This is a genomic window from Streptomyces toyocaensis (assembly GCF_000725125.1).
Lineage (GTDB): Bacteria > Actinomycetota > Actinomycetes > Streptomycetales > Streptomycetaceae > Streptomyces > Streptomyces toyocaensis.
The window spans coordinates 21,872-47,098 of record NZ_JFCB01000013.1; the positions used below are offsets into that span (position 1 = coordinate 21,872).

Consider the following 25,227-nt stretch of genomic DNA (forward strand, 5'->3'; position numbering starts at 1 on the left):
GCTCCAGGTCCCCGCGGCCCGCACCTGACCTCGCGTCCGGCACGTACCGCGTGCCCGGCCGTCAGCGCACCGCCTGCTGCACCAGCGCGGCGATCCGCGCCTCCACCTGCGGCGTGACGTCGGTCAGGGCGAAGCCGGCCGCCCACATCGTGCCGTCGTCCAGGTTCGCCCGGTCGCTGAAGCCGAGTGTGGCGTAGCGTGCCTTGAATTTCGCCGCGCTTTGGAAGAAGCACAGGACCTTGCCGTCCAGCGCGTACGCGGGCATGCCGTACCAGAGCCTCGCCGTGAGGGCCGGCGAGGCGGCCATGACGACGGCGTGCACCCGCTCGGCCATGACCCGGTCCGATCCCTCCATCTCGGCGATCTTCCCGAGGACGTCCCGCTCCGCCTGCGCGGCCTTGTCCGCGGGCGATCCGCGCCGCGCCGCGGCCTTCCGCTCCTGGGCGTGCTCCTTCATCGCGGCCCGTTCCTCGGCCGTGAACCCCTCGTACGCGTCGCTCTTCGTGCTGCTCATGATTCCTCCCGTGGCTGGGTGTCCCGCCGGGCCCGTGAGCCGGCCGGCCCCTGTTCCCGCTGTGGTCACAGGCTCTCCCATCAGCACCAGGGACCGCCTCCGTGCCCACCACGGAAACCACCACGGACACCACCACGGACGGGACGGTCAGGAGCCGGCTGGGTGCGTCCGCGGGGGCTGGTGGGTGCGGGTACGGAGGACGAAGGCGCCGAGTGCCGTGACCGTCATGGCGGTCAGCCAGGCGGTGCTGTTGAGCAGAGGGCTCAGGGTGACGTTCCCGGTGAAGCCCGCGGCGAGGCTGGTCTGGAGCGAACCGTAGCTCGGAAGCAGCTCGACCAGCGGATTGTCGGCCGTGGTACTGGCGACGGGGTTCTGCGGTGCGAGGTCGATGATGCTGGTCATGATGATCGTGACCAGCCCTTCGACCTCACCGCGGAGGAAGAGGGCCAGGCACATGCCCATGGCCCCGTAGACCAGACAGTCCGCCAGGACCGCAAGGCCCAGGAGGAAAGGCTGGAGGGGAGTCCAGAACAGCAGCATCCAGGCGGTGGCGTAGGCGCTGACCAGTACCGAGGCGACCAGGAGCGTGGTGAGCTTGGCGCCCGTCAGGGCGGTTCGGGGGTAGCCGGCTGCGGTGAGACGACGGTCGAAGGCCCTGGTGCGGCGTGCGGCGCTGAACATCAGGAATCCCACGAGGAGGGACACGGCGTTCAGGGAACCGCTGATCATCGTGATCTCGTCACCGCCGGCGCGCAGCCACGTCCCGGTGGCACGCAGCCGGAAGGGGAACGTCTTCGGTGTGGTGAGGGTCTTGGCCACGGTGATCCACATCGGGATGAAGGCGATCAGGAGCACGGCGGCCAGCCGGTTCTTGGCCATGGCGAGCAGGGCGTAGCGGGTGGCGACCAGGTAGGCGCTCATGCGGTGTCCGCCGTGGGGGAGGGGCCGAGGACACCGTCGTGCAGCTGGTGCAGGACGTCCAGCCGTGCGGCGTCGTGGGCGAGGTGGGAGATGATGATCACGGTGCGGCCGCGGCCCCGCAGCTCCTGGGCGAGGTCCCAGAACCGCAGGTAGGTCTCCCAGTCGAACCCCTGGTAGGGCTCGTCGAGCAGCACGACGTCCGGGTCGTGCATCAGGGCCAGGACCAGGTTCAGTTTCTGCAGGGTGCCGCCGCTGAGGAATTTCACCGGTGTGTCCAGATAGCCGGCCGCGGAGAGGCCCTCGATCAGCCGGAGCGCGCGGCCGGGACCGGGGAGGCGGTAGGCGACCTGGAAGAGACGGAGATGCTGGCGCATGGTCAGCTCCTCGTCAAGGACCGGGTGCTGCGGGCAGTAGCCCCGGGTGCCCAGCAGGTCCACGCGTCCGTCGTCGGGGCGCAGGTCGCCGCTGAGAATGCGCAGCAGCGTGGTCTTCCCGGCGCCGTTCTCCCCGACGATGCCCACCAACTGCCCCGCACGCGCCTCGAAGCTCACCCCGCGCAGGACCTCCCGGGACCCGAAGCTCTTGCGGACCGCCGTGACGCGCAGCACCACGTCGGCGGACAGCGGGCTCGAACCGGCCACGGGTGCTCCTGGAGGGCGGGGGAGTGCGGAGGTTCCGACCAGTCCACGATGCACGAGCCGGTCGGGAAACGTCATGACCGTGTGCGGCGCGCCCTCGGAACCGGGAGGTGAGCCGCCACCGAGAACGCGGATCCGGAGCCCGTCCTGAATGTTCATGCCAGATATCACCACGCCTGCAGACCCCGGTCGACCGTCCTGACCAGGTAAAAGGGCACATTGGGTGAGGTCGCCGAAACTCGGGGAAAAAGATGCGGCAGTCGACGGGAGGTTGTCGTGAGAGGTGGAGACGTGGAACTGGGCGAGTTGCTCGCCGCCGCGGAGGCGGCGCCGCCCGGTGAGTCCGTCGATGTCGTGGCGGACGATCTGAAGAAGCGGTTCGGTGCGGAGCAGGTGTCCTTTCTGTTCGTGGACCTCGTCGGTCAGCGGCTCGTCCGGTTCACCGCGCCGACCTCCGGCATCGCGGACTCCGACGAACCGATCGACCTCCACGGCAGCGTCTACGACCGCGTCCTGCGGAGCCAGCGCCAGCACGTGGAACCCGACGGTCAGGGCGGGCGGCGCGTCATCACGCCGGTCACCAACCGGGGCGACTGCATCGGCGTCCTGGAGGTGACCCTGCAGTCCGCCGACGACACCGTGCTCCAGCAGGTGCGCGACGCGGCCCACGCGCTGGCCTACATCATCGTCACGGACCGCCGCTTCACCGACCTCTACCACCTGGGCCGGCGCACCACCGAGACCAGCCTGGCCGCGGAGATCCAGCACCAGCTGCTCCCGTCCGCCTCGTGCTGCGAGGCGGCCCAGTTCACCCTCGCCGCCGGGCTGGTCCCGGCCGACGACATCGGCGGCGACACCTACGACTACGCCCTCGACCGCGACACCCTGCACCTGTCGGTCACCGACGCCATGGGCCACGACACCAACTCGGCCCTGCTGGCCACCTTGCTGGTCGGCGCGCTGCGACGGGCACGCCGCGGTGGCTGCGACGCCCTCCTGCAGGCCAACCACGCGCACCAGGCCCTGCTGAACCACAGCCGCGGCCTGGCCACGGGCCAGCTGCTGTGCGTGCAACTCGAGACGGGCCTCTGTGAACTGGTCAACGCCGGTCATCCCCGGCCGCTGCGCCTGCGCGACGGCACCGTCGAAGAGGTCGAACTCGCCGTCAACCTGCCCTTCGGTGTGGCGGCGCCCACCCCCTATCGTCTGCAGGAACTGCAACTGCGGCCCGGAGACCGGCTGATCCTGCTGACCGACGGGATGCAGGAACGCGGCGCCGCGGCCGTGGACCTGGCGGCGCTCGCCCACGACACCCGTTCGCTGCATCCACGCGAGGCCGTCCGGAGTCTGACCGCCGCAGTGCTCGACGCCTGCCACGGCAACCTCAGGGACGACGCCACGATCCTGATACTGGACTGGCACGGCGGACGTCGCAGACCGGCCGAGCACTGACGGCGCCGACGGCCGGAACGGGGCCGCCATGTCCTGTCAGTCCGTCGGGTGGGAGCCCGGGGTGTGGCCGAAGGTACGGCGGAAGACGTCGATGAAGGAACTGGCGGAGGACCAGCCGCACCGGTGGGCCACCGAGGTCACCGGCGTCCCCCCGGCCAGGAGGACCAGGGCGTGGTGCAGACGCAGCTGGGTGCGCCACTGCGGGAAGGTCATGCCGAGGTCGCTGCGGAACAGCCGGGACAGGGTGCGGTCGCTCGCCCCTACCTCGCGGCCGAGTTCGGCGAGTGTGCGGCTGTCGCCCGGGTCGGCCCGCAGGATGTCGCACAGGGCGCGCAGCACCGGCGCGGTGGGAGTCGGCAGGTACAGCGGCTGCCGGCGCGACGCCCGCAGCTGGTCGAGCAGCACCGCGCGCAGACGGGCCCGTTCGGGGCTGCGGTCGTCCTCGGTGCGGGTGTAGTGGACGATCAGCTCCCGCAGGAGCGGTCCGACGGCCAGCACGGTCGGCGACCGGAGGCCGAGCGGATTGTCGGTGACGGGCAGCCCCACCAGGTGCAGGTCGACCGCGCCGTAGGCCCGGTGCGCGTGCACGGTCCCGGCGGGTACCCAGATGGCACGCGTGGCCGGAGCGACCCAGGACCCCTCGCTGGTCGTGACGGCCAGCACCCCCCGGCCGGCGTGGACGATCTGGTGGTCGTCATGCCGGTGGGCGTCGATCGCGGTGCCGGACGCCATCCACTGGGCGCGGGTCGGGGCCGTCGGATCGTGGCGGATTTCCGTCATCACCTGACAGTTTATCGAAAGCGCGTCATGGCTCCCGGCTCGGATCATGACGGGATGCGGAGGAACACACCGATCGTCCTGCTGTCCGTGGGCCACGCCTGCGTCGACGTGTACCAAGGCGCCGTGGCGGCCCTCGTGCCGTTCTTCGTCGCCGAACGCTCCTACACCTACGCGGCCGCCGCGGGCGTCGTGCTGGCCGCCTCGCTGCTGTCCTCGGTGGCCCAGCCGGTGTTCGGCGCGCTGACCGACCGCCGGGCCATGCCCTGGCTGCTGCCGGTCAGCACCCTGCTCGGCGGCCTGGGTATCGCACTCAGCGGGCTGAGCGGCTCCTACCCGCTCACCCTCGTGTGCGTCGCCGTCTCGGGCGTCGGCGTCGCCGCCTACCATCCGGAGTCCGCCCGCGTCGCCCGGATCGCCACCCGGGGCAGCCACCGGGGCATGGGCTGGTTCGTCTCAGGGGGCAACATCGGCTTCGCGCTGGCTCCGCTCATGGTCACGTCCGTGGTCGCCGCCGGAGGCCTGCGCTGGACACCGCTGCTGGTGCTGCCGGCTCTCGCGGGCGCCGCGATGTGCCTGCCCGCGGCGCGAGCGCTGCGGCGGAACGAAGCCGACGGAGCCGGTACGACGCCGGCCGCGGGCGGTGACGACACCGCCTCCTTCGTGAAGCTGTCACTGGCGGTGGCGTTCCGGTCGATCACCCTGGTCGGTCTGAGCACCTTCATCTCGCTGTACGCCCGGCAACGCCTGGGTGGCAGCGCGGCCGCCGGTACCACGGCCCTGACCGTGCTGTATCTCGGCGGCGCGGTCGGCTCGCTGCTGGGCGGGGTTCTGGCGGGCCGCTGGGACCGGGTGACGGTCTCACGCTGGTCGTATCTGATCACGGCCGCGTGTGTCGCGGGGGTGGTGTGGGTGCCGGGCCCGGCGATCCACCTGTTCGTGGCGCTGACCTCGGTCGGCCTGTACGTGCCGTTCTCGCTGCAGGTCACGCTCGGCCAGGACTACCTGCCCTCCCGGGTCGGAACCGCCGGCGGGATCACCCTCGGCCTGACCGTCAGCGTTGGCGGCCTGGCCACTCCCGTCCTCGGCGGACTCGCCGACGCCACGTCCCTGCAGACCGCTCTGACGCCTCTCGTGCTGATGCCGGTACTCGGCTGGCTGCTGTTCCGCACCCTGCCCGAACCGAGGCGCCCGATGCCCGGTGTCCCCGCCCGCTCCGGAAGCCGGGCCGCGCGGTGACGGCGTCCCGGACCGGTCGGCGGGCCGGTTTCACGGGGTGGCGGGCAGCCGGCGCTTGTGGTCGGTGCGGCGGTAGTGGCCGAGGATGGTGTCGAAGGCCTGCTCGTCGACCGGCTTGCCCTCGAGGAAGTCGTCGATGACGTCGTAGCCGACTCCGAGCGCGTCCTCGTCGGCCTTGCCCGCGTCGAGACTCTCCAGGTCGGCGGTGGGGACTTTCCACACCAGCCCGGCGGGCGCGCCCAGCGCGTCTCCGAGGGCGCGCACCCGGCGCTTGGTCAGTCCGGCCAGCGGGACCAGGTCGGCGGCGCCGTCGCCGAACTTGGTGAAGAAGCCGGTGACCGCCTCGGCGGCCTGGTCGGTGCCGACGACGAGTCCCTCGTGCGCGCCGGCCACCGTGTACTGGGCGATCATGCGCTGGCGCGCCTTGATGTTGCCGTGCACGAAGTCCTGGTGGCGGGCGTCGCGGAACGTCACCCCCGCGGCGATCGTGCCCTCGAGCGCGGCGTCGGCGGCGGGTTTGATGTCCACCGTCAGCACGTGGTCGGCGCGGATGAAGGAGAGCGCGCGCTGGGCGTCGTGCTCGTCGGCCTGCACCCCGTAGGGCAGGCGCATGGCGTAGAACCGGGCCTCGTACCCGGCAGTCCGTGCGCGTTCCACGGCCAGCTGGCACAACCGGCCCGCGACGGTGGAGTCGACACCGCCACTGATGCCGAGCACGAGGGAGCGCAGACCGCTCGACGTCAGCCGCTCGGTGAGGAAGGCCACCCGGCGCTCGGTCTCCTGCGCGGCCTCGAAGGTCTCGGCGACGCCCAGTTCCCGGGCGATCTCCTGCTGCAGCGCGATGGACGCCGACTCGCTCAAGTCTGCTCCTTGGTCCGGCTCACGGGTGCTGTCGGGATCCGCTTACCCAGGACCCCTTCGGCGAATCCGGACCGGCGGGACACCGCCCGGCGGTGCGCCCCGCCCGAGTCCGGCCCCGCTGTCGTTTCCGTCCAAGACGGCCGTCCCGGTCCCGGTCTAGTGTGCACCCCGTACCCGATGACGAGGAGACAGCACCATGCGTGACCTGGTCTACACCGGCTTCATGTCGCTCGACGGCGTCGTGGACTCGCCCGGCGGCGGGCCGGGGGAGGAGCACCGCAGCGGAGGCTGGGTGTTCAAGGACCTCGAGTTCGTGGAAGAAGCCTGGTCGCTGAAGGGCGAGGAGCTCGCCGACACGACCGCGCTGATGTTCGGCCGCCGCAGTTACGAGGCGTTCGCGCCCGTCTGGCCCGGCTCGGAGGATCACGCCGCCTACAAGGATCTGCCCAAGTACGTGGTCTCGTCCACGCTGGGCGACGACGCCCTGGTCGACGGTTGGGGACCGACGACGATCCTGCGCTCGACCGCGGACGTCGCCGCGCTCAAGGAGGGCGAGGGCGGCGCTGTCTTCCTTCACGGGAGCGCGGAACTGGCCCGGCGGCTGTCCGACGAGGGCCTGATCGACCGGTACCACCTGCTCGTCTTCCCCGTGCTGCTCGGAGCCGGGAAGAGCCTGTTCGGCCGGGCCGACCGGGACAAGCACATGCTGACGCTGCGCGAGTCCGAGAGCTACCCCAACGGGATCCTCAAGCTGGTCTACGACGTCAGGCGCTGATCCACGTCGAGGGCGATCGCGCCGCCGCTGCCTTGCCGCAGTTGCCCGGCGGTGCGTCCGATGTAGCGGCGCAGTGCCCTGGCCAGGTGCGGTTCGTCGAAGTAGTCGAGTTCGGCCACGGCGTCGGCGGCCGGGACGCCGTCCGCCAGCAGTTCCGCCGCCGTGCGGGCCCGCTCGATCTGCCGGACGGCGCCGCGCGTCAGCCCGGTGGCGGCGCGGAACCGTCGTTCGACCGTGCGCTCCGAGACGGCCGGGCGGTGCCCCCGCAGCACTTCGGTGACGAGCGGATCACGGACCACGATCCCGGCCCGGACGAGACGCCCGACCAGGGCCTCGGCGTCGTCGGGGCCGGGCGTGGGCCAGCGCGTGCCGTCCAGCCGGAACGTCCGGCGCGTGGTGTCGGGGAGTCCGATGCCGCCGTCCACCAACTCGGGCGCGGGCACGGCGCGCAACGAGGTGCCCACGGCGAATGCGATGCCCGTGAACGTGGCGCCCTCCGGAACCGGGGCGGTGGCGGTCCGGGTCTCGGGCCCGGTGACGCCCGCGTGTGTCCGGCCGTCCTGTTCCCAGAACACCAGGCCCAGGCATGCCCCTGCGACGGACGTCATGGCCGTGACCTGCCCGCTTGTGCATGTCCACACGGTGTCGACCCACAGCGAGTCGGACCGGCGCGTCTCGAACCGCAGTCCCACGGCGGCAGGATACGCCGCCGTGGGCAGTGAGCCGCGATGAGTTCCGCGGCGTCCGGCGGTCATACTGACGAACCCGTTGCCGAGGAGGGCTTCTGATGCGCAGCGTGACCTATTCGATGAGCGTCTCACTCGACGGCTATGTCGTCGGGCCGGACGGTGGCTTCGACTGGGGGGTGCCCGACGAGGAGGTCTTCCGCTTCTGGATCGACGAGATCCGGGAGGTCGGCGTCCACCTGCTGGGACGACGGCTGTACGAGACGATGCTGTACTGGGAGACCGCGGAACGGGAACGGTCGCTCGACGACGCGGAGCTCGAGTGGGCCGCGCTCTGGAAGCCGCTTCCGAAAGTCGTGTTCTCCACCACGCTGTCCGAGGTGCGGGGTCACGCCCGCCTGGCCTCCGGCGGCGTGGCGGAGGAGATCGAGCGGTTGAAAGCCGAGCCGGACGGGGGTGACATTGCGATCGGCGGCGCGACGCTCGCCGCCGAGGCGGCCGCATCGGACTTGATCGACGAGTACCGGCTCGTGGTCCACCCGGTGCTGGTGGGCGGTGGCATTCCGTACTTCCCCCAGCAGGAACGCCGGGCCGATCTCGAACTCGTCGAGAGCCGCACGTTCCACTCGGGAGTCGTCCACCTGCGCTACCGCGTGGCCCGCCGGCGCGCGTCCCGGGACGCCGCCGTCCCGGTCCGTTCGCCCGGCAGCTGACCAGTCACCGAGCTCCGGCGGCGCCCGGTCACCACGTACCGATGACCGGAGCGTCGGGACGGTGGTGCCGCCAGGACCGGTCCAGCCGTGTGAGCCGGTGCGTGGCGGCGATACTGCACAGGGACGCGACCTTGCCGTCGCTGACTTCGAACGCCACGGCGCCCACGACCCGGTCGTCGATGACGGCGATGATCGCCGGGAGGCCGTTGACCGGCGCGATGTGGAACGTGGGCGTGCCCCCGGCCAGCCGTCGCTTCGCCGGCGTGGGCGTGAAGCCGGCCCGTACGTGGGTCGCGACCCGTTCGCGCGTCCGGAACCGCAACAGGCGCCTGCTCAGCCCGGCACCGTCCGAGACCGCGGTCACGTCCTCGGTGAGCAGCGCCACCAGCCGGTCGGTGTGCCCCGACGCGGCCGCGGCGAGAAACTCCTCGGCGACCCGGCGCGCGGACGCGGGGTCCGCATCACCGCCGCGCCGGCCCTCAGCGGTGACCCGGGTCCGTGCCCGGTGCAGGTGCTGCTGGCTCGCTGAGCGGGTGATGTCGAGGAGGGAGGCGATCTCGGCATGACGGTACGAGAAGGCCTCACGCAGGACGTAGACGGCCCGCTCGACCGGCGACAGGCGCTCCAGAAGGATCAGTACCGCCAGGGACACCGATTCGCGCTGCTCGACGGTGTCGGCCGGGCCCAGCATCGGGTCCCCCTGCAACAGCGGCTCGGGCAGCCAGGCACCGGTCGCACGCTCATGGCGCACCTGCGCGGAGCGGAGCCGGTCGAGGCAGAGATGGGTGACGACCTTGGTCAGCCACGCCTCCGGCACCTCGACCCGTTCCCGGTCTGCGGCCTGCCAGCGCAGGAACGCGTCCTGAACCGCGTCCTCGGCGTCGGCGGCCGAGCCGAGCAGACGGTACGCCAGCGAGGCCAGCCGGCCGCGGCTGGCCTCGAACCGATCGATGGCTGCGGTGTCCACGCGGAACAGCCTAGGCGGGGACTCCGGCACCCGTGCTCTCCGGGTCGGCGGCCAGGCGGCGCCTGCGCTTGGGCATGCCGAAGGTCGGGTGGGCGATGCCCCACCCGGCCCCGCTGAGCACGCCCGACTTGAGTCGCGCCGCTGTCCGCCCGCCCAGGTACCAGGACGTCGACCGGGCGTCCCCGTCCACCATCTGGAAGATCCCGTCCCGCCGCCCGAGGCTGATGTGGTTGCCGTGGTACTTCAGCCCGGTGACCGGGACCTCGCCGCCCGTCAGGCGCGCGATGATCGCCGCGGTCGCCTGCGCGGTGGTGCAGCCGGCCGTGGCGCATGACATCGGCAGCGGCCGGCCGTTGTCGCCGATCGTGTAGGCGCAGTCACCGGCGGCGTAGACGTCCGGGTGCGAGACGGAGCGCATGGTGCGGTCCACGACGATCTGGCCGGTCCCGACGACCTCCAGTCCGCTGACGGCCGCCAGGGGATGCACGGCGAACCCGGCCGACCACACGGTCACGTCGGCCGGCAGTGACCTGCCGTCGGCGGCGATCGCCCGCGTGGGCTCGACGGCTTCGATGCCGGTGTGCTCGTGGACGGTGATGCCGAGCCGGTCGAAGGCCCGGCGCAGGTGGCGCCGGGCCTTGGGCGAGAGCCAGGATCCCAGTTCGCCGCGGGCCGCGAGCACGACCGACAGGTCGGGGCGGGACTCGGCGAACTCGGTGGCGGTCTCGATGCCGGTCAGCCCCTCCCCGACGACCAGTACGGTGCCGCCCTCGGCCAGATCCGCCAGGCGCTCCCGCAGACGCAGCGCCGAGGACCGTCCGGTCACGTCATAGGCGTGTTCGGCCACGCCGGGGACGCCGTGGTCGGCGACGGAGCTGCCGAGCGTGTAGAGAAGGGTGTCGTACGCCAGCTCGGCGTCGCCCGCCTCAGCGGTGACGGCGACGGTCCCGCGCCGGGGGTCGACGCCGGTGACGCGCGCCAGACACAGCCGTACCCCGGTGCCCGCGAAGACGTCGGCGAGCCGGCGGAACGTGAGGTCGTGCCCGGCCGCGAGCTGGTGGAGCCGCATGCGCTCGACGAAGTCGGGCACGGCGTTGACGACGGTGATCTCGGTGTCGGCGGGGGAGAGGCGACGGGCCAGGTTCCCGGCGGCGAAGGCCCCGGCGTACCCGGCGCCGAGGACGACGATGCGGTGCTTCATGAGGTTGCTCCTGTCTCGATCGCGTGCACCTTGAACGAGAGGGCACCCCGATTGCTGACAGGAGCCGGGTGTGACGCGCGTCACCCTTCCGGGCGGCGGGGACGCGGACGTATGAGCCAAGGGTGAGAGCACCCCGTATCGGCCCGTCAGGGCCGCTCTACGCTGGGAGGATCCGGACAGGCGAGTGCGCCGGTGGGGGCGCGGGTGAGGCCGGGGGTGGGCGTGGCCGAGCGCGGCATGGCCGGCCGTGCCGTTCCGGGTGGGGCGGGGCCGGGCAGGAGGGACCACGGTGTCCAGGACGCATCCGCGGTGACCGAGGGCCGGTCGGGCCGGTAACGGCGCAGCGGCGGGCCGGGCGGACCACGGCCGGGTGACGGCGCGACGCGTGCGGTGCCCCGTCACGCGGCGTGCGAGATGGACGGCAACGGGCGGTGGGCTGAGCGGCGTTCGCTGCCGCGGACGGCGGGACACCGCACCGCGGAGGCCACCGTCATCGACATCATCGAGGCGGCCCGGTCCGCCGGTGTCGGGTGGCTCAGTCCGTACGGGACCGCGGGTACGCCCCGGTCCAGCAGGCGCGGGACCCGGCGTCGCTGTCGTCGATGCAGGGCGAGCGAGCCGGCCCGCGCTCCTCGCTCCGTCCACCACGGCCGGTCCCGAGCCACCGTGGCTTCATTCAGCTCCTCGGTCCGGTCTGTGCGACACCCCGGCGACCTCGCACCGGGTACCGGCGGTAGGGGCTCGGACGGCGCTCTCGTCCGGCTCGTCGAGCAGGGCCAGCTCGTGTTCGGTCAGGCGCAGGCTTCCGGCGGCGATGTTCTCCGCGAGGTGTGCCGGGTTCGTGGTACCGGGAATGGCCAGCACATGCGGTCCGCGGTGCAGGGTCCAGGCGATCCGTACCTGGGCCGGTGTCGCACCGTGGGCGCGGGCGACGGAGTGGACGCGCGCGTCGCGCTCCCGGCCGGCGGCTGCCTCGCGCCGCAGGCCGGAGACGGCGAAGTAGGGCACGAAGGCGATGCCCTGTTCCTGACAGAGGTCCACCAGTCCGGTCTCGTCGGCGCGGCGCCAGTCCAGGCCGTAGGAGTTCTGCACGCATACCACCGGCGCGACGGTCAGGGCTTCGACCACGTGCTCCGGTCGGACGTTGGAGAGTCCGAGGTGCCGGATCAGGCCTGCCTTGCACAGCTCGGTGAGAGCACCGAAGTGCTCGATGACCGAGGCCGTACCGGGGCCGTTGCAGCGCAGGTTCACCACGTCCAGGTGATCACGGCCGAGCTGGCGCAGGTTCTCCTCGACCTGGCCGCGCAGCTGGTCGGGGCGGGCCATGGTGAGCCACTCGCCGGAGGAGTCGCGCGCCGGGCCGACCTTGGTCACCACGACCACCTCGCCGTGCCAGGAGGACAGGGCGCGGTTGATGAGCTCGTTCGCGGACCGCAGTGGTGAGAAGTAGAACGCGGCCGTGTCGATGTGGTTGACACCCTGCTCGAACGCGCTGTGCAACAGGCCGACGGCGAGATCGCGGTCGATCGGCGTGCCGTCGGAGTTCCCCATCATTCCGTTGCCCGTCAGCCGCATCGCGCCGTAGCCGACGCGATTCACCTCCAGGTCACCGAGTTTCCGGGCACCCGCTGCCTCCGCTGAGTTCACCGTGCTCCTTCGCCCGTTGGTTCGTCAGGTCCTGGAGTATGCGGCCGTCAGGGCGGGCTGTGACAGGTCGACGGGCTGGGCGAAACGTCACATCTCCACCGGGAACTCATCGCTGCCGCACAGCCGTTGAATCTGTGGAGTGGAGCGGTCGGCCCGCCGCGACCACGGCGCGGCAGGGCAACGCGACGAGCAGAGCGATCGCGACCATGAGCGCGCTCGCCCACAGCGGCCCGAGGTCCCCGGCCGGGGTGCCGAGGGCGGTGGCGGCGACGAGGGGGCCGACGGCGGCACCGGTGTTGAGTGCCGCGGTCGCGTACGACCCGGCCATGGTGGTGGCTTCCGCGGCCTCGTAGAGGACTCGAGTGATCAGGGTGCTGCCCAGCGCGAACGACAGGGCGCCCTGCACGAACACGAGGGCGAACAAGGCCGCCGGCTCGTGAGCCAGCACCGCCAGGGCCGGCCAGCCGGTGAGCAGCAGCGGGCCGCCGACTGCGACGACCACGCCGGGACGCCGGTCGGACAGACGGCCGGCCACGGCCACCCCGGTGAAGGACCCGGCCCCGAACAGCGCGAGAACGGCGGAGATCCACAACCCGCCCATCCCGGCGGTGTCGGTCACCACGGGAGCGAGGAAGGTGAAGCTGCCGAACGTGGCCGCGTTCACCAGCGCGCCGAGCAGCATCACCAGAAGCAGGGGCCGCCTGGCGAGCTGGGCGAGCTCCGCCCTCAAGTCGGCCCCGCCGGACGCCTCTTCGTTCACTCGTCCCGCCGGTACCGCCTTCACGACGGCGAGAGCCGCAGGCAGGCAGAGAGCGGCGACGGCCCAGAAGGTGGCCCGCCAGCCGAGCAGCTCGCCGAGTGCCGACCCGCCGGGGACACCGGCGACCGTGGCCACCGTCGTTCCGGACAGCAGCACGGCCAGTGCCCGTCCCTTCCTGTCGGGCGGGACCAACGTGCCGGCAGCCGTGAGGGCGACGGCGAGGAACCCCGCGTTCGCGAGCGCGGCGACGACCCGGCCGGCGAACAGGACCGGGAAGCTGGTGGTGACGGCACCCACGCCGTGAGCCGCCGCGAAGACGAGGACGAACCCGACAAGCCCGGAGCGCCGGGGCCAGTCGCGCGCAAGCGCGGCCACGAGGGGAGCACCGACGGCCATGCCGACCGCGAAGGCCGAGGCGAGGGTGCCCGCTGTCCCCACCGTGACGTCGAGATCCGAGGCCATGTCAGGCAGAAGGCCGGCGAGCATGAACTCCGAGGTGCCCATGGCGAAGACCGCCATGGCAAGCAGATACAGCGAGAGAGGCATCGAGTGGCTCCGAGGTGAGGAGAAGCGCGAGAAGGTCATCTCGTCACCGCGGCCAGCCCTGAGGGTGCACGCGCCCGGCCGCAGAACTGCGGCGCGACGACAGGGCTACGGACTCCGTGGTTCAGGGGCTGACGGCGTGACCGACAGCCCCCACCGTGTCCGACTCAGGACTCGACATGGCCCGCACGGTACCCGACCGATACCCGTCGAGGCATCTTGCTTCTCCGGTTCCGGCCCGCGCCGCGAGTCAGTGGGGTTGCGATGAGGTGGGGGCCTTCGCGCACCGCCCCACAGGGATGGCATACGATGCGCGCGACCTTCATAAAGATCATATAAAAGGATGTCCACGTCATGGCAACCCGTGCCCCGTACCGTTCTCTTCGCGGCGTATCCGCCGTAGTCGCCCTGCTCGCGATCGGCGCGGTGGGATGCTCGGGCGTCACCGACGCCGTCGACAGCGCCAAGGACGGCGCGAAGAAGGCGGCTCGCCAGCGCTCGGTGTTCTCCCTGGATGTCGGCGACTGCTACAACCCGAACGGCAAGGCCGAGGGGGCGGCCTACCTCGTCGAGATCGTGCCCTGCGACGAGGCGCACGAAGGTCAGGTCGTCGGCGAGTTCGCCGTCGACGAGGGCAAGGGGTACCCCGGTGAGAGCGGGATCTCGGCGATCGCGGACAAGCGCTGCCCGGTCGAGGCGCAGAAGTACGCCCCGGACACCTGGGCGCTCCCCAAGGACGCCGCCCTCTTCTACTACACGCCGACCAGCGAGAGCTGGGCGACGGGTGACCGCGCGGTGAGCTGCACCTACACCGCCGAGAAGGGCGCGCTCAGCGGCTCCCTGAACACGGCGAAGACCCTCGAGCCCGAGCAGACCACGTACCTGAAGGGTTCGAACGCGGTCTACGAGGCCCTGTGGGCGAACCAGCCCGAGACGGACACCGTCGAGTCCGACCTGGCCGGTTACAAGGCGCAGGCCAAGGCTGTCGCTGCCGCCCTCGACACGCACGTCGAGGGCCTGGACGGCATCGAGGGTGCCGAAGTCGGCAAGCTCCGCGCGAACCTGACGAAGGCGGCCGGGAACTGGCAGAAGGCCGCGAACGCCGCCGACGCCGACGCGTTCTACCTCGCCTACGAGCCGGCGTTCACCGGCATCGACCCGAACAAGTCGGTCGCCGCCCGCAAGGAACTGGGCCTGGCCACCACGGTCCCGGCCGACGAGGCCGAGGTCTGGGCGGGCTGACGCTCCGTCGGTGGAGCATGAAGCGGGGTCCGTGCCCGTCGGGGCCGCGGACCCCCGCGGGGCGGGCACGGACCCCGCGACGCAGGCGACGGCGGCTTTCCCTTTTGTCCTCTGGCAGACGCGCGTAGACCACGGGCATCATCATTCTGTACCGCCTGCACAACCATCCCCCGAATGAAGCGTGGCCCACCGCAGGAAGGTCCCCACATGAAGGCCCTCAAAGCCCCGAAGCTCCGTTCCGTCCTGACCGCACTGGTCCTCGTCGTCGCTCCCGGCGTCGCCGTCATCGGCACCGCCGGCGAGGCCGCCGCCGTCACCAAGATCAGTCACGCCACCGCGACCTCGATGTTCCGTGACGTCGGCATCACCTGGTCGTCGTCCGGCAACTGCTCCGACCGCTACAACTCCACCTGTACGTCCTTCGAGCAGCTCAACCTGGCCACCGCCCAGGGCGCCCAGACCCTCAAGCGGGCCAGCGGCTGCGCCCTGAACATCACCGGCGGCACCGAGACCGGGCACGCCTCCGGCACGTACTCGCACTGGAACGGCTACAAGCTCGACTTCAGCAAGTACACCTGCGTCGGTAACTACATCAAGAACACCTTCACCTACATCGGCGTGCGCGGCGACGGTGCCCCGCAGTGGCGCTCCGGCTCCGGCAACATCTACGCCGACGAGGGCAACCACTGGGACGTCCTGTACTACAACTGCGGCGGCTGCTGAGCCCGTCCCGCGCCCGATCCCGAGGCTCCTCCGGCGGCCGGCATCGCCCCGCAGGAGGAGCGGGCGGGCCCGGGAACGCCGGCGCCGCGCGGCCGGGTGAACCCGGCTGTGGTTTTCCTGATGACCAGTCAGGTAAGCCGGTATCTGGTTCTACGCCGTCGACCTCGCGCCCCGCTCGCCCCCGTGCCCGGCCTGCCGAATGCTCTCTCGCGCCGCGCGGATGAGGTCGGCGTTCGTGTCCGCGGGTGCACCGTCCGGCAGCCGGAGCGTGTCCTCCAGGCCGATCCGCGTGTCCAGCCGACGGGCGGCTGCCAGGCGAAGGACGGGCCAGGCGGCCTCGCCCTCGCCGTGCAGGAGGATCCGCGAGGTCGCGGCCGGGCGGAGGTCGTCCAGCAGGCCGGCCGCGGATCGTACGGCGGTGTGCGGATCGGCGTCGGTGATCTCGGCCAGGACGCGCAGGACGCGGTGGGACTCCGGCCAGTCGAGGAACCGCCGTGCCGCGGGAGTGCCCGAGTAGATGCCTGCTTCGATGCCGACGCCCCGCTCCAGCAGGGCAGCGGCGACTTCGGCCGCGCCGTCCTCGTGCCAGTTCACGGAGGCGTGATCCGGCAGCACGGTCCATGAGCGGACCTGGGAGGCGCGGGTTTCCGGATGCGGGGTGGCCCAGGCGCCGGTGGTCACACCGACAGGGATGCCCGGGACGGCGGACCGTACGGCGGTGAGGGCCGCGGCGACGGCGGCAGGGTCCAGCGTGTCCTCGCCGTCGCCGTTCTTGGGGTGAAGGTGGATGTCCTGGGCGCCGGCGGCGACGGCTTCGCGGGCTGTCGCTGCCAACTCCTCAGGCGTGACGGGGAGATAAGGGCATTCGACGCGGCCTCTGGCGCCATTCAGGCAGACTTGCAGCATGAGCTGATCCTCTCAGGGGCCCCACGCCCCAGAGCGCGTCACGTCACCTCACGGACCGTCGGCGATCTTCTCGGCGCTCCCCGATGCGCAGGACGACGGCGTGGTGGGCCTGGCCAGACCGTCCCGGCCTGAGCGCTTTGGGCAGTCCGGTCGAGCGCGTCACCTGCCGCACGCGTCGCCGGATCCGCGGCCGGCGTCACGACGCGGCCGGCCAGTCCGCGAAGGCCGCCGCATCAGGGAACGCGTCGACCTCCACCCCGGTGAACTCCCCCACGCGAGCCAGGCCAATCCGGCCGCACTCCGGTCCGTGGGCAAGCAGGCCCGGCTCCTCATGCGGGTCCCAGGCCGGTTCAGGCGAGGTCGTGGTGCCGGCTGTCGTCCTCTTCGGAGCGGTTGCGCGTCCGGAACGTGCGGCGGTAGGTGTGCGGGGGCAGTCCGACCACGCGGTTGAAGTGCCGGCGCAGCGTGGTGGCGGTTCCCATGCCGGTGGCCGCCGCGACGGCGTCGACACTGTCGTCGGTGGTCTCCAGCAACTCCTGGGCGCGCCGTATGCGTTGGGTGAGCAGCCACTGCAGCGGGGTGGTACCGGTCGTGGCCCTGAAGTGGCGGCCCAGGTGGCGGGAGCTCATCCGGGCCCGGCCGGCCAGGTCTTCCACCGTCAGCGGCTGGTCGAGCCGTTCCAGCACCCAAGGGAGCAGTTCGGCGAGGGGATGACGGCCGGGAGCGGGGACCGGGGCCGTGATGAACTGGGCCTGGCCCCCGTCCCGGTGCGGCGGCACGACCAGGCGGCGGGCGACCTTGTTGGCGGTCGCCGAGCCGCGGTCGAGTCGGATGAGGTGCAGGCACAGGTCCATGGCGGCGGCCTTGCCGGCGGAGGTGAGCACGCTGCCGTTGTCCACGTAGAGGACGTCCGGATCCACATGGACCTTCGGATGGCGGTCGGCCAGCGCTCGGGTGTGTGCCCAGTGCGTCGTCGCGCGCAGTCCGTCGAGGAGGCCGGCGGAGGCCAGGACGAAGGCGCCCGTGCACAGGGACACCACGCGTGCCCCCGCCTCGTGGGCCGCGCGCACCGCGTCGACCAGGTCGGCGGGCGGCGCCTCGTCGATGTCGGCCCAGCCCGGGACGATCACGGTGTCGGCCCGGGGGAGCCGGTCGAGTCCGTGATCGGGCTCCAGCAGGAACCGGCCGGCCCGCACCGGGCCGGGCCCGCAGATGGCGAGGCGGTACCACGGACCCGCCACGCCGTCCGGGGCGGAGCCGAAGACCTCCTGGGCCAAGGCCAGTTCGAAGTGAAGCATCCCGTCGGTGACGGCCAGCGCAACCGTGTCCACGTCCGGAAGTGTACGGCGTATGTCGTTCCGGACACTCGTGCGAGCCTTCTGCCCCCGCCAGGATGGTCGCGACGGAGCTGAACGGATCATTCGAGCGAAGGAAGCACCCATGACGACGGCACCCAGGGTCGCGGTGTACGGCGCGTACGGACACACCGGGCGGTTCGTGGTGGCGGAGCTGCGGGAACGCCGGTACACCGCGGTGCTCTCCGGCCGCGACGCCGGCAAGCTGAAGGCGCTGGCACACGAGACCGGGCTGGACGCCCACCCCGCGTCGGTCGACGACCAGCCCTCGCTCGACCGGGCGCTGGCCGGCACGGCGGCCGTGATCAACTGTGCCGGGCCTTTCGCCACGACGGCCGTCCCCATGATCGAGGCGGCCCGGCGGGCCGGGATCCCGTACGTGGACGTGGCGGCCGAGATCGAGGCCGTCGCCGACACCCTCGCGTACGCCGCCGACCGGCCCCGGGACGCCGGGGCGGCGCTGGTCGTTCCAGCGATGGCCTTCTACGGCGGTCTCGGCGACCTGTTGGTCACCACAGCCATGGGCGACTGGACGGCTGCCGACGAGGCGCACATCGCCTACGGGCTGAGCGGTTGGCATCCCACCCCCGGGACGCGTGCCGCGGGCGCGGTCTCGCGGGAGCGGCGGGACGGCCGGAGCGTCCGATACCGGAACGGACGGCTGGAGTACCACCGGGACGACCTGCCCACGCTGGAGTGGCCCTTCCCCGCCCCGATGGGTCCCCGGTCCGTCATCGGGGAGTTCACGATGGCTGACGTCGTCACCGTTCCCAGCCACCTGTCCATCCCCGACGTGCGCACCTACATGGCGGTCGAGGCGGCCCAGGACATCGCCGCCCCGGACACGCCGACACCTGCCGCGGCCGACGAGTCCGGACGGTCCGGTCAGACCTTCCTCGTCGACGCCGTGGTGCGCTCCGGCACCCGTGAACGGCGTGCCGTGGCGAGGGGCCGGGACATCTACGCCGTCACCGCCCCGCTCGCGGTGGAAGCGGTCGACCGCATCCTGACGGGACGGACCCGGACGACCGGAGCCGCCTCCGCGGGGGAGGTCTTCGACGCCCCCGACTTCCTTCGCGCACTGTCCCCGCACATCACCCTGGAGCTGTGCCCGTAGCGAGCGGGCCGCGCTCAGCGTCTCGAGGTCCGCAGGTATCCGATGAGTCGCGACACGTGGCGACCAGCGGCCCTCCAGGATGCGGCAGCCGGGCGGAGCATGATCGATCGAGCGGCCGACCGGGGCGCTCTCCATGGGTGAGAGCCTTGGCGGTTACGGTCAGCGGAGTGTTCTCCAGAAGCCGTAGCGGTGGTCCTCGGCGAAGTCCACGGGGCGGATGCCGCCCGGTCCCGAGGCGAGGGACTGCACGTTCGGGGCGACCGGAGTGGTGGGCTTCCAGCTCGCCCTGCCCGTGCGGGCGAAGTCGCTCCAGATACGGATCATCCGGTGGGCCAGTCCCCGCTGGGTCGTGGTGAGTGACGCGTAGGCCTCGAGTTCGAAGAGGTACGGAAGCTCGAAGGTGTGCGCGGCACCGACGTCGAAGTCGGGTTTCCGGTAGTTCGGGTCCGCGTACCAAGGGGCGTCGTCGTCGGCGAACTCGTAGGCGTACGTGGGCACGTGGGCGGACAGTGCCCGGCCGGTGTCGACGGAGTGCCGGGCCCAGTTGCCGTCGGTCAGGGCCGCCGCGAGAGCGAGCGCGGGGGAGCCGTCGTATGCGCTGACGGGGTAGCGTTCGGCAATCAGCGGGGCCTTCTCCTCTCCGAACTCCTCCCGCAGACGGGCGTAATGGTCGGCCTGGTCGATTCGGGCGTCCGGGTCGCCCGTCGCCGCCTTCTTGGCCAGCTCCAGACCGTAGACCCGGCCTCGTTCCTCGTGGCGGTTGATGCCCTGGAGCACCGGGACCTGGTTGAACCGGCCGGTGGCGAAAGCCTCTTGGGGGGTGTGGGGCAGCAGTCTGCCGCCGTAGGCAGGCGTGTACTCGGGGCCCGTGCCGAAAGGATTGACCAGGTGCCCGGGGAGCGCGGTGCGCCAGTCGTCCGGACCGTGCTCCCTCTCGATCCCGGCCGCTGTCGCCACACCTTGCGTCAGGGCGCTCTCGCGGTCGCGTCGTCCCATGTCGGCCGTGCACGGGGCGCTCTGCAGGATGACCCGGTGGAAGAGACCGGCCGACGACGGGGCGACCAGATGGGCGCACGTGCTGTAGCCGCCGGCGGACTGGCCGAAGAGCGTGACGTTCCCCGGGTCGCCGCCGAAGGCGGTGGCGTTGCGCCGCACCCAGCGCAAGGCCGCCTGCTGGTCGAGGAAGCCGTAATTGCCGGACTCCCCCCGCGTCTCGAGGTCCGGATGAGCGAGGTAGCCCAGGGCGCCGAGCCGGTAGTTGACCGTCACCACGACGACGTCGCCCCGGGCGGCGAGTCGCTCGGCCCCGTGCATGGCGCCCTCCCCGTCGGTGTGGTCGCCGCCGTGCAGATGGACCATCACGGGCCGCGACCCGGAGGAGGCGTTACGCGGGGCCGTGACGTTGACGAAGAGGCAGTCCTCGTCGTCGGACGCGGGCCCGACGGGAGGGAGCAGACCCGCCTGGGGGCAGGCGATGCCCGGCTTCGTGGCGTCCCGCACACCGTCCCATCCCGTGGCAGGGGTGGGTGCCGCCCAGCGACGGTGACCTGTGGGCGGCGCGGCGTACGGGATGCCCTGGAAGACGCGTGCCGTCCTGGTCACCGTGCCCCGTACAGCACCCTTGTCCGTGCGCACCAGCGAGGCGTCCCGGTGGCGCTCCACCGCACCGTCCGGATCGGAGGCGGCCGCCGCTCCGGTGACGTCCGCGGTGACCACGGCGCCGAGAATCAGAGCGCCGACCATGACTGCTTGTGCTGTCCGCTTCACCATGCAGACGACCGTATGGACGGGTCGACCGCAGGAGTAGCCGGTCAGCCACCAGCCGTCACGGGGGTCAACCCCCTCGCGGAAAGGGGTGCTGCCCCCCTGGCCGCGCGGTGGGTGAGGGCTGCGCGAACCGAGTGGATGGGGGCCCGCCCGGTGCCTGCGCACCAGCGGACGCAAGCGGCTGGTCCGATTGCCACGCCGTACCAGCGTGGTGGCGGTCACTCGGCCGGCGATGCGACGACGCGCTCGCCGTGTGCCTCAGGTGCCCGTCAGCAGGGCGCCCTCCTGCACCGCCGTCAGGGACAGCGTCTTGTAGCCGACCTGCTCGAACAGCACGACGAGCCGGTCCTCCTCCGTGCGCATGACCGTGCCCGCACCCCACTCCGCGTGACGCACCCGCTCGTTCGGCTCATAGCGCTTGGCGCGCCCGGGTGGGGGACTGACATCCCGGTGCCCGCCCCCGGTGCCGGATGGCTCGTCCTCGCGGTCGCACCCGTCACACCGTCCGCACGGTGCGTCGAGCTGCTCACCGAAATAGCCCAGGAGGTACTGGCGGCGGCACGACGGCGTCTCCGCGTAGCCGCGCATCATCTCGATGCGCGACCGGTCGATGCGGCGCCGCCGCTCGAACACCTGCACCGCAGCTTCGGCGGCCTCGTCCGCCGTACGACCGGGCAGGGCCCGCACCGCGCGGCGCCTGCCCTCGACGGTCACCGCGCCCGCCTCTTGCAGCAGGTTCAGCAGATCACTGGTCTTCCGGCGCGACAGGCCGCAGAGCTGAGCCGTCCGGCTGCGGCTCTGCGGGACGCCCTGCTCCAGCAGCGTGGTCATGATGCGACGCAGCGCGTCGGCGTCCAGGGCCCGGGCCGTGAGGAACTTCTGCAGCCCCAGGTCCTCGGGGCGGTAGAACAGCACCGCGCGCGCCGGTTCCCCGTCCCGGCCGGCGCGCCCGATCTCCTGGTAGTAGGAGTCCAGCGATTCCGGGACGGACGCATGGGCGACGAATCGCACGTCCGCCTTGTCGATGCCCATCCCGAACGCGGAGGTGGCCACCACCACGGCGGGAGCGCCGCTCATGAACCCGTCGTGGATCCGGCGGCGCTCCGCGGCCTTCAGGCCCGCGTGGTACGCCTCCGCGTCGACGCCGTCCTGCCGAAGGCGCCCCGCATACGTCTCTGCGTCCTTGCGGGTGGCCGTGTAGAGGATGCCGGGGGCGCGTGCTCCGGCCGTCCAGCGTGAGACGGCCTCGCGTTTGGCGGGGTCGTCGGTGAAGGTGCGTACCGCCAGGTGGATGGTGGGCCGGTCGATCCCGGTCGTCACGACGTGGGCGTCGCGCATGCGCAGGTGCTCGACGATGTCGTCCCTGACCGGGGCCGCGGCCGTCGCCGTCAGAGCGAGTACCGGAGGGCGGCCCAGCCGTTCCGCGGCCTCACCCAGATTCAGGTAGTCGGGGCGGAAGTCGTGGCCCCAGGCGGAGACGCAGTGGGCCTCGTCGACGACGAACAGCGAGGGGCCCAGTTCCCTCAGCTGTTCCACGACATGGTCCTTCGCGAGCTGCTCGGGGGAGAGGAACAGGTATTCGGCGTCACCGTCCCGGATCGCCCGCCAGCCCCTGTCGGTGGCCGACCGCGACTGCGCGGAGTTCACGGCCACCGCATCCGGTGCCGCGCTCTCCCGCAGGCCGGCGACCTGGTCGCGCTGCAGGGCGATCAGCGGCGACACGACGACGGCGGGGCCACCGAGCATGACGGTCGGCACCTGATAGATCGCCGACTTCCCGGAACCCGTGGGCATGACGACCAGCACGTCGCGACCGTCGAGCAGTGCCTCCATCGCCTCCGTCTGCTCAGCGGCCAAGTCGGTCCACCCGAACCGTTCCCGGGCCACACGGCCCAGCTCGTCGATCCGGTCGTGCACGTCCATCGCTGTGTCCCTCTCACCGCCCGGCACTCCTGCAGACCCCGCCCGGGTACCCCCCTGGCCGGCCACGATGCGAAGAGACACGCGGTGAACGTGGCCTTTCCCCCCGGCCGGGCGTGGCGGCGCGCCGGCGGGATACCCGGCCGGCATGACGGACACACGGCCCCTCGCCCTGATCACCGGTGCTTCCGCCGGAATCGGCTACGAACTGGCCCGGCAGTTCGCCGAGCACGGCTACGACCTTGTGGTCAACGCCGAGGACGAACGGCTGGACGCCGCCGCTCGCACCCTGCGGGGGACGGGTATCCGGGTTCGTTCCGTACGCGCCGATCTCCGGACCCGTGAGGGCGTGGAAGAGCTGCTCGCGGCGGTCGACGGACTCACGGTCGACGTCGCAGCCCTCAACGCGGGAGTCGGCCGGGGCGGCGCCTTCGTGGACACCGATCCCGCCGACGACCAGGCCGTCATCGATCTGAACATCACCGCCACCGTCCGGCTGGCCAAGCCGCTGCTGCGCGCCATGGTGGCGCGCGGCGCGGGCAGGATCGCCTTCACCTCGTCCGTCGCCGCGATGATTCCCGGCCCCTGTCAGCCCGTCTACAACGCCTCGAAGTCGTTCGTGCAGTCCTTCGCCGAGGCGCTGCAGGAGGAGGTCCGGGACACCGGGGTGACGATCACGTCGTTCATGCCGGGCGCGACGGAAACGGACTTCTTCCGCAGGGCGGGGATGGCGGGGGACACCCGGATGGGCACCTCGAAGAAGGACGATCCCGCACAGGTCGCCGAGCAGGCGTTCACGGCGATCATGAAGGGCGAGAAGAAGGCCGTCACCGGGTCCGTGAAGGCCAAGGCGCTCGGCACGGCGGGCAAGGTGCTGCCGGACGGCGTCAAGGCGGCGGCCCACCGGAAACTGGCGGAACCGGGAACCGGCAAGAACGCCGGTCCCGGGAACGAGAGGTGAGCGAGTGCCGACGCGCCGACGGACGGCCCTGTGCGCTACGCCTCGTCGGTGCCGGAACGGCGAGCGGCGCGGCGCCGTATGCGCAAGGGCAGCGCGTACCAGCAGAGCCCGAACCACAACATGACCCCCACGACGAGTACTTCGGCGAGGACACCGGGAACCACGAAGCGCAGGATGAGGAGCAGCGTGCAGCCGATGGTCAGCGCGAGCAGGACCATGCCGCACATCATCAGGCGGCAGGCGGCCTCCACCACCTCGTTCTTCATCCGCTGGCCGGACAGGAAGCGGTGGATGGAGACGGGCGCGATGAGCGCGCCCGTGGCCGATGCGCCGAGTACCACGGTCGTGACGTAGATGACGTGGTCCAGCGTTCCGAGCTCCCGGAACAGTGGAGTGAAGGCCACGCTCAGCAGGAACCCGAAGAGGATCTGCACGCCTGTCTGCGTGACCCGCGTCTCCTGCAGGACCTCGTTCCAGCGGCGGTTGACCCGCTCACGCGGAGACTCCGGCGCCTCGCCACCGGCCCCCGGACCCTGGCCGTCGTGGTGCGCGCAACGCGCGATCTCCTGCTCCACCAACGTGGCCGACTGCTCCGTCATCGTCATGACACCCTCCCGATCGCAGGCCGTCCGTCTGCCCCGTCTTCACCGTCTTCATGCAGGTCATGGGGCAGGAGGGCCGGCCTCGCCGCCGCGGTCGGAGGGGACGCCGCAGACGACGGCGACTTCGTGGCTCCGGTGCGGGCGGACCGGTGCCCACAACGGCACGTGACGGCAGGACGAGCGGAGAGCTGATGTCGGTCGACTTACTCGGTTTCCTCGGTGTGGTGCTGGTGGCGTACGTGGTACCCGGCCCGGACTTCCTGGTGGTGGTGAGATCCGCCGCCGAGCATCCGTCCAAAGGCCGGGCGGCGGCGCTGGGGGCGCAGGCAGGGCTCTGCGTACACATGCTGGCGGCGGTCGCGGGACTGTCGGTGGTCGCCGCTCGCTCGCCCGTGATGTACGAGACGATCGAACTGGCCGGCGCGGCCTATGTGCTGTACCTGGGGGTGCGCGCGGTCCTCGCCGCCCGCCGGGTCGCCATCGAGGGCCGGCCCCGCGACCCGGCCGGGGCGTACGCGACGGAATCCGGGGAGTCCCGGTTCCACTGGAGGTCCGGCTTCACCCAGGGGTTCCTCACGAACGTCCTCAACCCCAAGGCCGCGCTGTTCTTCCTCAGCATCCTGCCGCAGTTCGTCGACGACGGCGGACCGATGGCCCGGCAGGTTCTCCTCCTCGGCATCCTGGACGTTCTCATCGGCGTGGTCTACTGGTTCGCCCTGGTCGTCGTCGCCGCGCGACTTCGGACCCTGCTCGCACGGCCCGAGATCCGTCACCGCTGGGAACTGACCACTGGCTGGCTCTTCATCGTCATCGGCATCTCGGTCGCCGCCGTGGCCTGAGCACCTCCGGCGTGGCGGGGAGCCAGGCAAGGGGAACCACATGCGACTGCCGGCCCTGGTCCGGGCCCTACGACCGGGACAACGCCCCCTCAATGTGCTGC

At 71.7% G+C, this 25,227-nt stretch carries 24 protein-coding genes and 1 pseudogene; 10 read left to right on the forward strand and 15 right to left on the reverse strand.

Going from position 1 to position 25,227, the window contains the following annotated elements:
• Window positions 1-61 precede the first annotated feature (61 nt).
• From BU52_RS15985 to BU52_RS15995, 3 genes are all read right to left on the reverse strand, one after another.
• A complete protein-coding gene (locus BU52_RS15985; RefSeq protein WP_037934430.1) occupies window positions 62-514 on the reverse strand; it encodes an iron chaperone in 453 nt (150 codons plus the stop codon).
• 147 nt (window positions 515-661) lie between these two features.
• Window positions 662-1,435: a hypothetical protein gene (locus BU52_RS15990; protein WP_037934433.1), complete on the reverse strand. Its 774-nt coding sequence runs from the start codon at window positions 1,433-1,435 to the stop codon at window positions 662-664.
• Window positions 1,432-2,046 (reverse strand): ABC transporter ATP-binding protein, encoded by a 615-nt coding sequence (locus tag BU52_RS15995; RefSeq protein WP_037934667.1) that lies wholly within the window; start codon window positions 2,044-2,046, stop codon window positions 1,432-1,434. Before BU52_RS15995 ends, BU52_RS15990 begins: the two co-directional genes overlap by 4 nt.
• A gap of 303 nt (window positions 2,047-2,349) precedes the next feature.
• On the opposite strand from BU52_RS15995, the gene BU52_RS16000 reads away from it, so the two are divergent.
• Entirely contained in the window at window positions 2,350-3,525 is a 1,176-nt protein-coding gene (locus tag BU52_RS16000; RefSeq protein ID WP_037934436.1) for a PP2C family protein-serine/threonine phosphatase, read from the forward strand.
• Between the two features lie 36 nt (window positions 3,526-3,561).
• On the opposite strand, the gene BU52_RS16005 is transcribed toward BU52_RS16000, so the two are convergent.
• Window positions 3,562-4,305 carry a helix-turn-helix transcriptional regulator gene (locus tag BU52_RS16005; RefSeq protein ID WP_037934439.1) on the reverse strand — a complete coding sequence of 248 codons (744 nt, stop codon included), beginning with the start codon at window positions 4,303-4,305 and terminating at the stop codon, window positions 3,562-3,564.
• A 54-nt stretch (window positions 4,306-4,359) separates the two neighbouring features.
• On the opposite strand from BU52_RS16005, the gene BU52_RS16010 reads away from it, so the two are divergent.
• Window positions 4,360-5,541, forward strand: a complete 1,182-nt coding sequence (locus tag BU52_RS16010) for an MFS transporter (RefSeq protein WP_051858275.1) — start codon at window positions 4,360-4,362, stop codon at window positions 5,539-5,541.
• Between the two features lie 30 nt (window positions 5,542-5,571).
• Here BU52_RS16010 and nadE read toward each other — a convergent pair whose 3' ends face one another.
• Window positions 5,572-6,402 (reverse strand): ammonia-dependent NAD(+) synthetase, encoded by an 831-nt coding sequence (gene nadE, locus BU52_RS16015; protein WP_037934442.1) that lies wholly within the window; start codon window positions 6,400-6,402, stop codon window positions 5,572-5,574.
• Window positions 6,403-6,598: 196 nt separating this feature from the next.
• On the opposite strand from nadE, the gene BU52_RS16020 reads away from it, so the two are divergent.
• A complete protein-coding gene (locus tag BU52_RS16020; RefSeq protein WP_037934445.1) occupies window positions 6,599-7,177 on the forward strand; it encodes a dihydrofolate reductase family protein in 579 nt (192 codons plus the stop codon).
• Here BU52_RS16020 and BU52_RS16025 read toward each other — a convergent pair.
• Window positions 7,159-7,869, reverse strand: coding sequence for a helix-turn-helix domain-containing protein (locus tag BU52_RS16025; RefSeq protein WP_037934447.1), 711 nt, complete (start codon window positions 7,867-7,869; stop codon window positions 7,159-7,161). The genes BU52_RS16020 and BU52_RS16025 overlap by 19 nt on opposite strands.
• A 95-nt stretch (window positions 7,870-7,964) precedes the next feature.
• On the opposite strand from BU52_RS16025, the gene BU52_RS16030 reads away from it, so the two are divergent.
• On the forward strand, window positions 7,965-8,576 hold the full coding sequence (locus tag BU52_RS16030) for a dihydrofolate reductase family protein (RefSeq protein ID WP_051858277.1): 612 nt from the start codon (window positions 7,965-7,967) through the stop codon (window positions 8,574-8,576).
• A gap of 28 nt (window positions 8,577-8,604) precedes the next feature.
• On the opposite strand, the gene BU52_RS16035 is transcribed toward BU52_RS16030, so the two are convergent.
• Together BU52_RS16035 and BU52_RS16040 are read right to left on the reverse strand one after the other, a co-directional pair.
• Window positions 8,605-9,543, reverse strand: coding sequence for a sigma-70 family RNA polymerase sigma factor (locus tag BU52_RS16035; protein ID WP_037934450.1), 939 nt, complete (start codon window positions 9,541-9,543; stop codon window positions 8,605-8,607).
• Window positions 9,544-9,553: 10 nt separating this feature from the next.
• On the reverse strand, window positions 9,554-10,744 hold the full coding sequence (locus tag BU52_RS16040; RefSeq protein WP_037934453.1) for an NAD(P)/FAD-dependent oxidoreductase: 1,191 nt from the start codon (window positions 10,742-10,744) through the stop codon (window positions 9,554-9,556).
• 414 nt (window positions 10,745-11,158) lie between these two features.
• On the opposite strand from BU52_RS16040, the pseudogene BU52_RS33640 reads away from it, so the two are divergent.
• A pseudogene (locus BU52_RS33640) lies at window positions 11,159-11,290 on the forward strand (undecaprenyl diphosphate synthase family protein); the annotation flags it as partial.
• Between the two features lie 126 nt (window positions 11,291-11,416).
• On the opposite strand, the gene BU52_RS16045 reads toward BU52_RS33640, so the two are convergent.
• Window positions 11,417-12,391, reverse strand: a complete 975-nt coding sequence (locus BU52_RS16045; RefSeq protein ID WP_051858279.1) for an aldo/keto reductase — start codon at window positions 12,389-12,391, stop codon at window positions 11,417-11,419.
• Between the two features lie 106 nt (window positions 12,392-12,497).
• On the reverse strand, window positions 12,498-13,697 hold the full coding sequence (locus BU52_RS16050; protein WP_051858281.1) for a Cmx/CmrA family chloramphenicol efflux MFS transporter: 1,200 nt from the start codon (window positions 13,695-13,697) through the stop codon (window positions 12,498-12,500).
• A gap of 351 nt (window positions 13,698-14,048) precedes the next feature.
• On the opposite strand from BU52_RS16050, the gene BU52_RS16055 reads away from it, so the two are divergent.
• Together BU52_RS16055 and BU52_RS16060 are read left to right on the forward strand one after the other, a co-directional pair.
• Window positions 14,049-14,936, forward strand: a complete 888-nt coding sequence (locus BU52_RS16055; RefSeq protein ID WP_037934456.1) for a septum formation family protein — start codon at window positions 14,049-14,051, stop codon at window positions 14,934-14,936.
• Between the two features lie 207 nt (window positions 14,937-15,143).
• Window positions 15,144-15,659 carry a hypothetical protein gene (locus BU52_RS16060; RefSeq protein ID WP_037934458.1) on the forward strand — a complete coding sequence of 172 codons (516 nt, stop codon included), beginning with the start codon at window positions 15,144-15,146 and terminating at the stop codon, window positions 15,657-15,659.
• 150 nt (window positions 15,660-15,809) lie between these two features.
• Here BU52_RS16060 and BU52_RS16065 read toward each other — a convergent pair whose 3' ends face one another.
• Both BU52_RS16065 and BU52_RS16070 read right to left on the reverse strand, forming a co-directional pair.
• Window positions 15,810-16,565, reverse strand: coding sequence for a 3-keto-5-aminohexanoate cleavage protein (locus BU52_RS16065; RefSeq protein ID WP_051858283.1), 756 nt, complete (start codon window positions 16,563-16,565; stop codon window positions 15,810-15,812).
• 350 nt (window positions 16,566-16,915) lie between these two features.
• Window positions 16,916-17,896, reverse strand: a complete 981-nt coding sequence (locus BU52_RS16070) for a helix-turn-helix domain-containing protein (protein ID WP_051858285.1) — start codon at window positions 17,894-17,896, stop codon at window positions 16,916-16,918.
• A gap of 109 nt (window positions 17,897-18,005) precedes the next feature.
• On the opposite strand from BU52_RS16070, the gene BU52_RS16075 reads away from it, so the two are divergent.
• Window positions 18,006-19,037, forward strand: coding sequence for a saccharopine dehydrogenase family protein (locus BU52_RS16075; protein ID WP_037934461.1), 1,032 nt, complete (start codon window positions 18,006-18,008; stop codon window positions 19,035-19,037).
• A gap of 159 nt (window positions 19,038-19,196) precedes the next feature.
• Here the strand turns inward: BU52_RS16075 and BU52_RS16080 are convergent, their stop codons facing one another.
• Both BU52_RS16080 and BU52_RS16085 read right to left on the reverse strand, forming a co-directional pair.
• Window positions 19,197-20,807 carry a carboxylesterase/lipase family protein gene (locus BU52_RS16080; RefSeq protein ID WP_078903271.1) on the reverse strand — a complete coding sequence of 537 codons (1,611 nt, stop codon included), beginning with the start codon at window positions 20,805-20,807 and terminating at the stop codon, window positions 19,197-19,199.
• Between the two features lie 255 nt (window positions 20,808-21,062).
• Window positions 21,063-22,727, reverse strand: coding sequence for a RecQ family ATP-dependent DNA helicase (locus tag BU52_RS16085; RefSeq protein WP_037934464.1), 1,665 nt, complete (start codon window positions 22,725-22,727; stop codon window positions 21,063-21,065).
• Window positions 22,728-22,872: 145 nt separating this feature from the next.
• Between BU52_RS16085 and BU52_RS16090 the strand changes: the two genes are divergently transcribed.
• A complete protein-coding gene (locus BU52_RS16090; RefSeq protein WP_037934467.1) occupies window positions 22,873-23,685 on the forward strand; it encodes an SDR family NAD(P)-dependent oxidoreductase in 813 nt (270 codons plus the stop codon).
• A 35-nt stretch (window positions 23,686-23,720) separates the two neighbouring features.
• Here BU52_RS16090 and BU52_RS16095 read toward each other — a convergent pair whose 3' ends face one another.
• Entirely contained in the window at window positions 23,721-24,290 is a 570-nt protein-coding gene (locus BU52_RS16095) for a DUF6328 family protein (RefSeq protein ID WP_037934470.1), read from the reverse strand.
• Between the two features lie 188 nt (window positions 24,291-24,478).
• Between BU52_RS16095 and BU52_RS16100 the strand changes: the two genes are divergently transcribed.
• Window positions 24,479-25,126, forward strand: coding sequence for a LysE family translocator (locus BU52_RS16100; protein ID WP_037934473.1), 648 nt, complete (start codon window positions 24,479-24,481; stop codon window positions 25,124-25,126).
• Window positions 25,127-25,227: the final 101 nt, after the last annotated feature.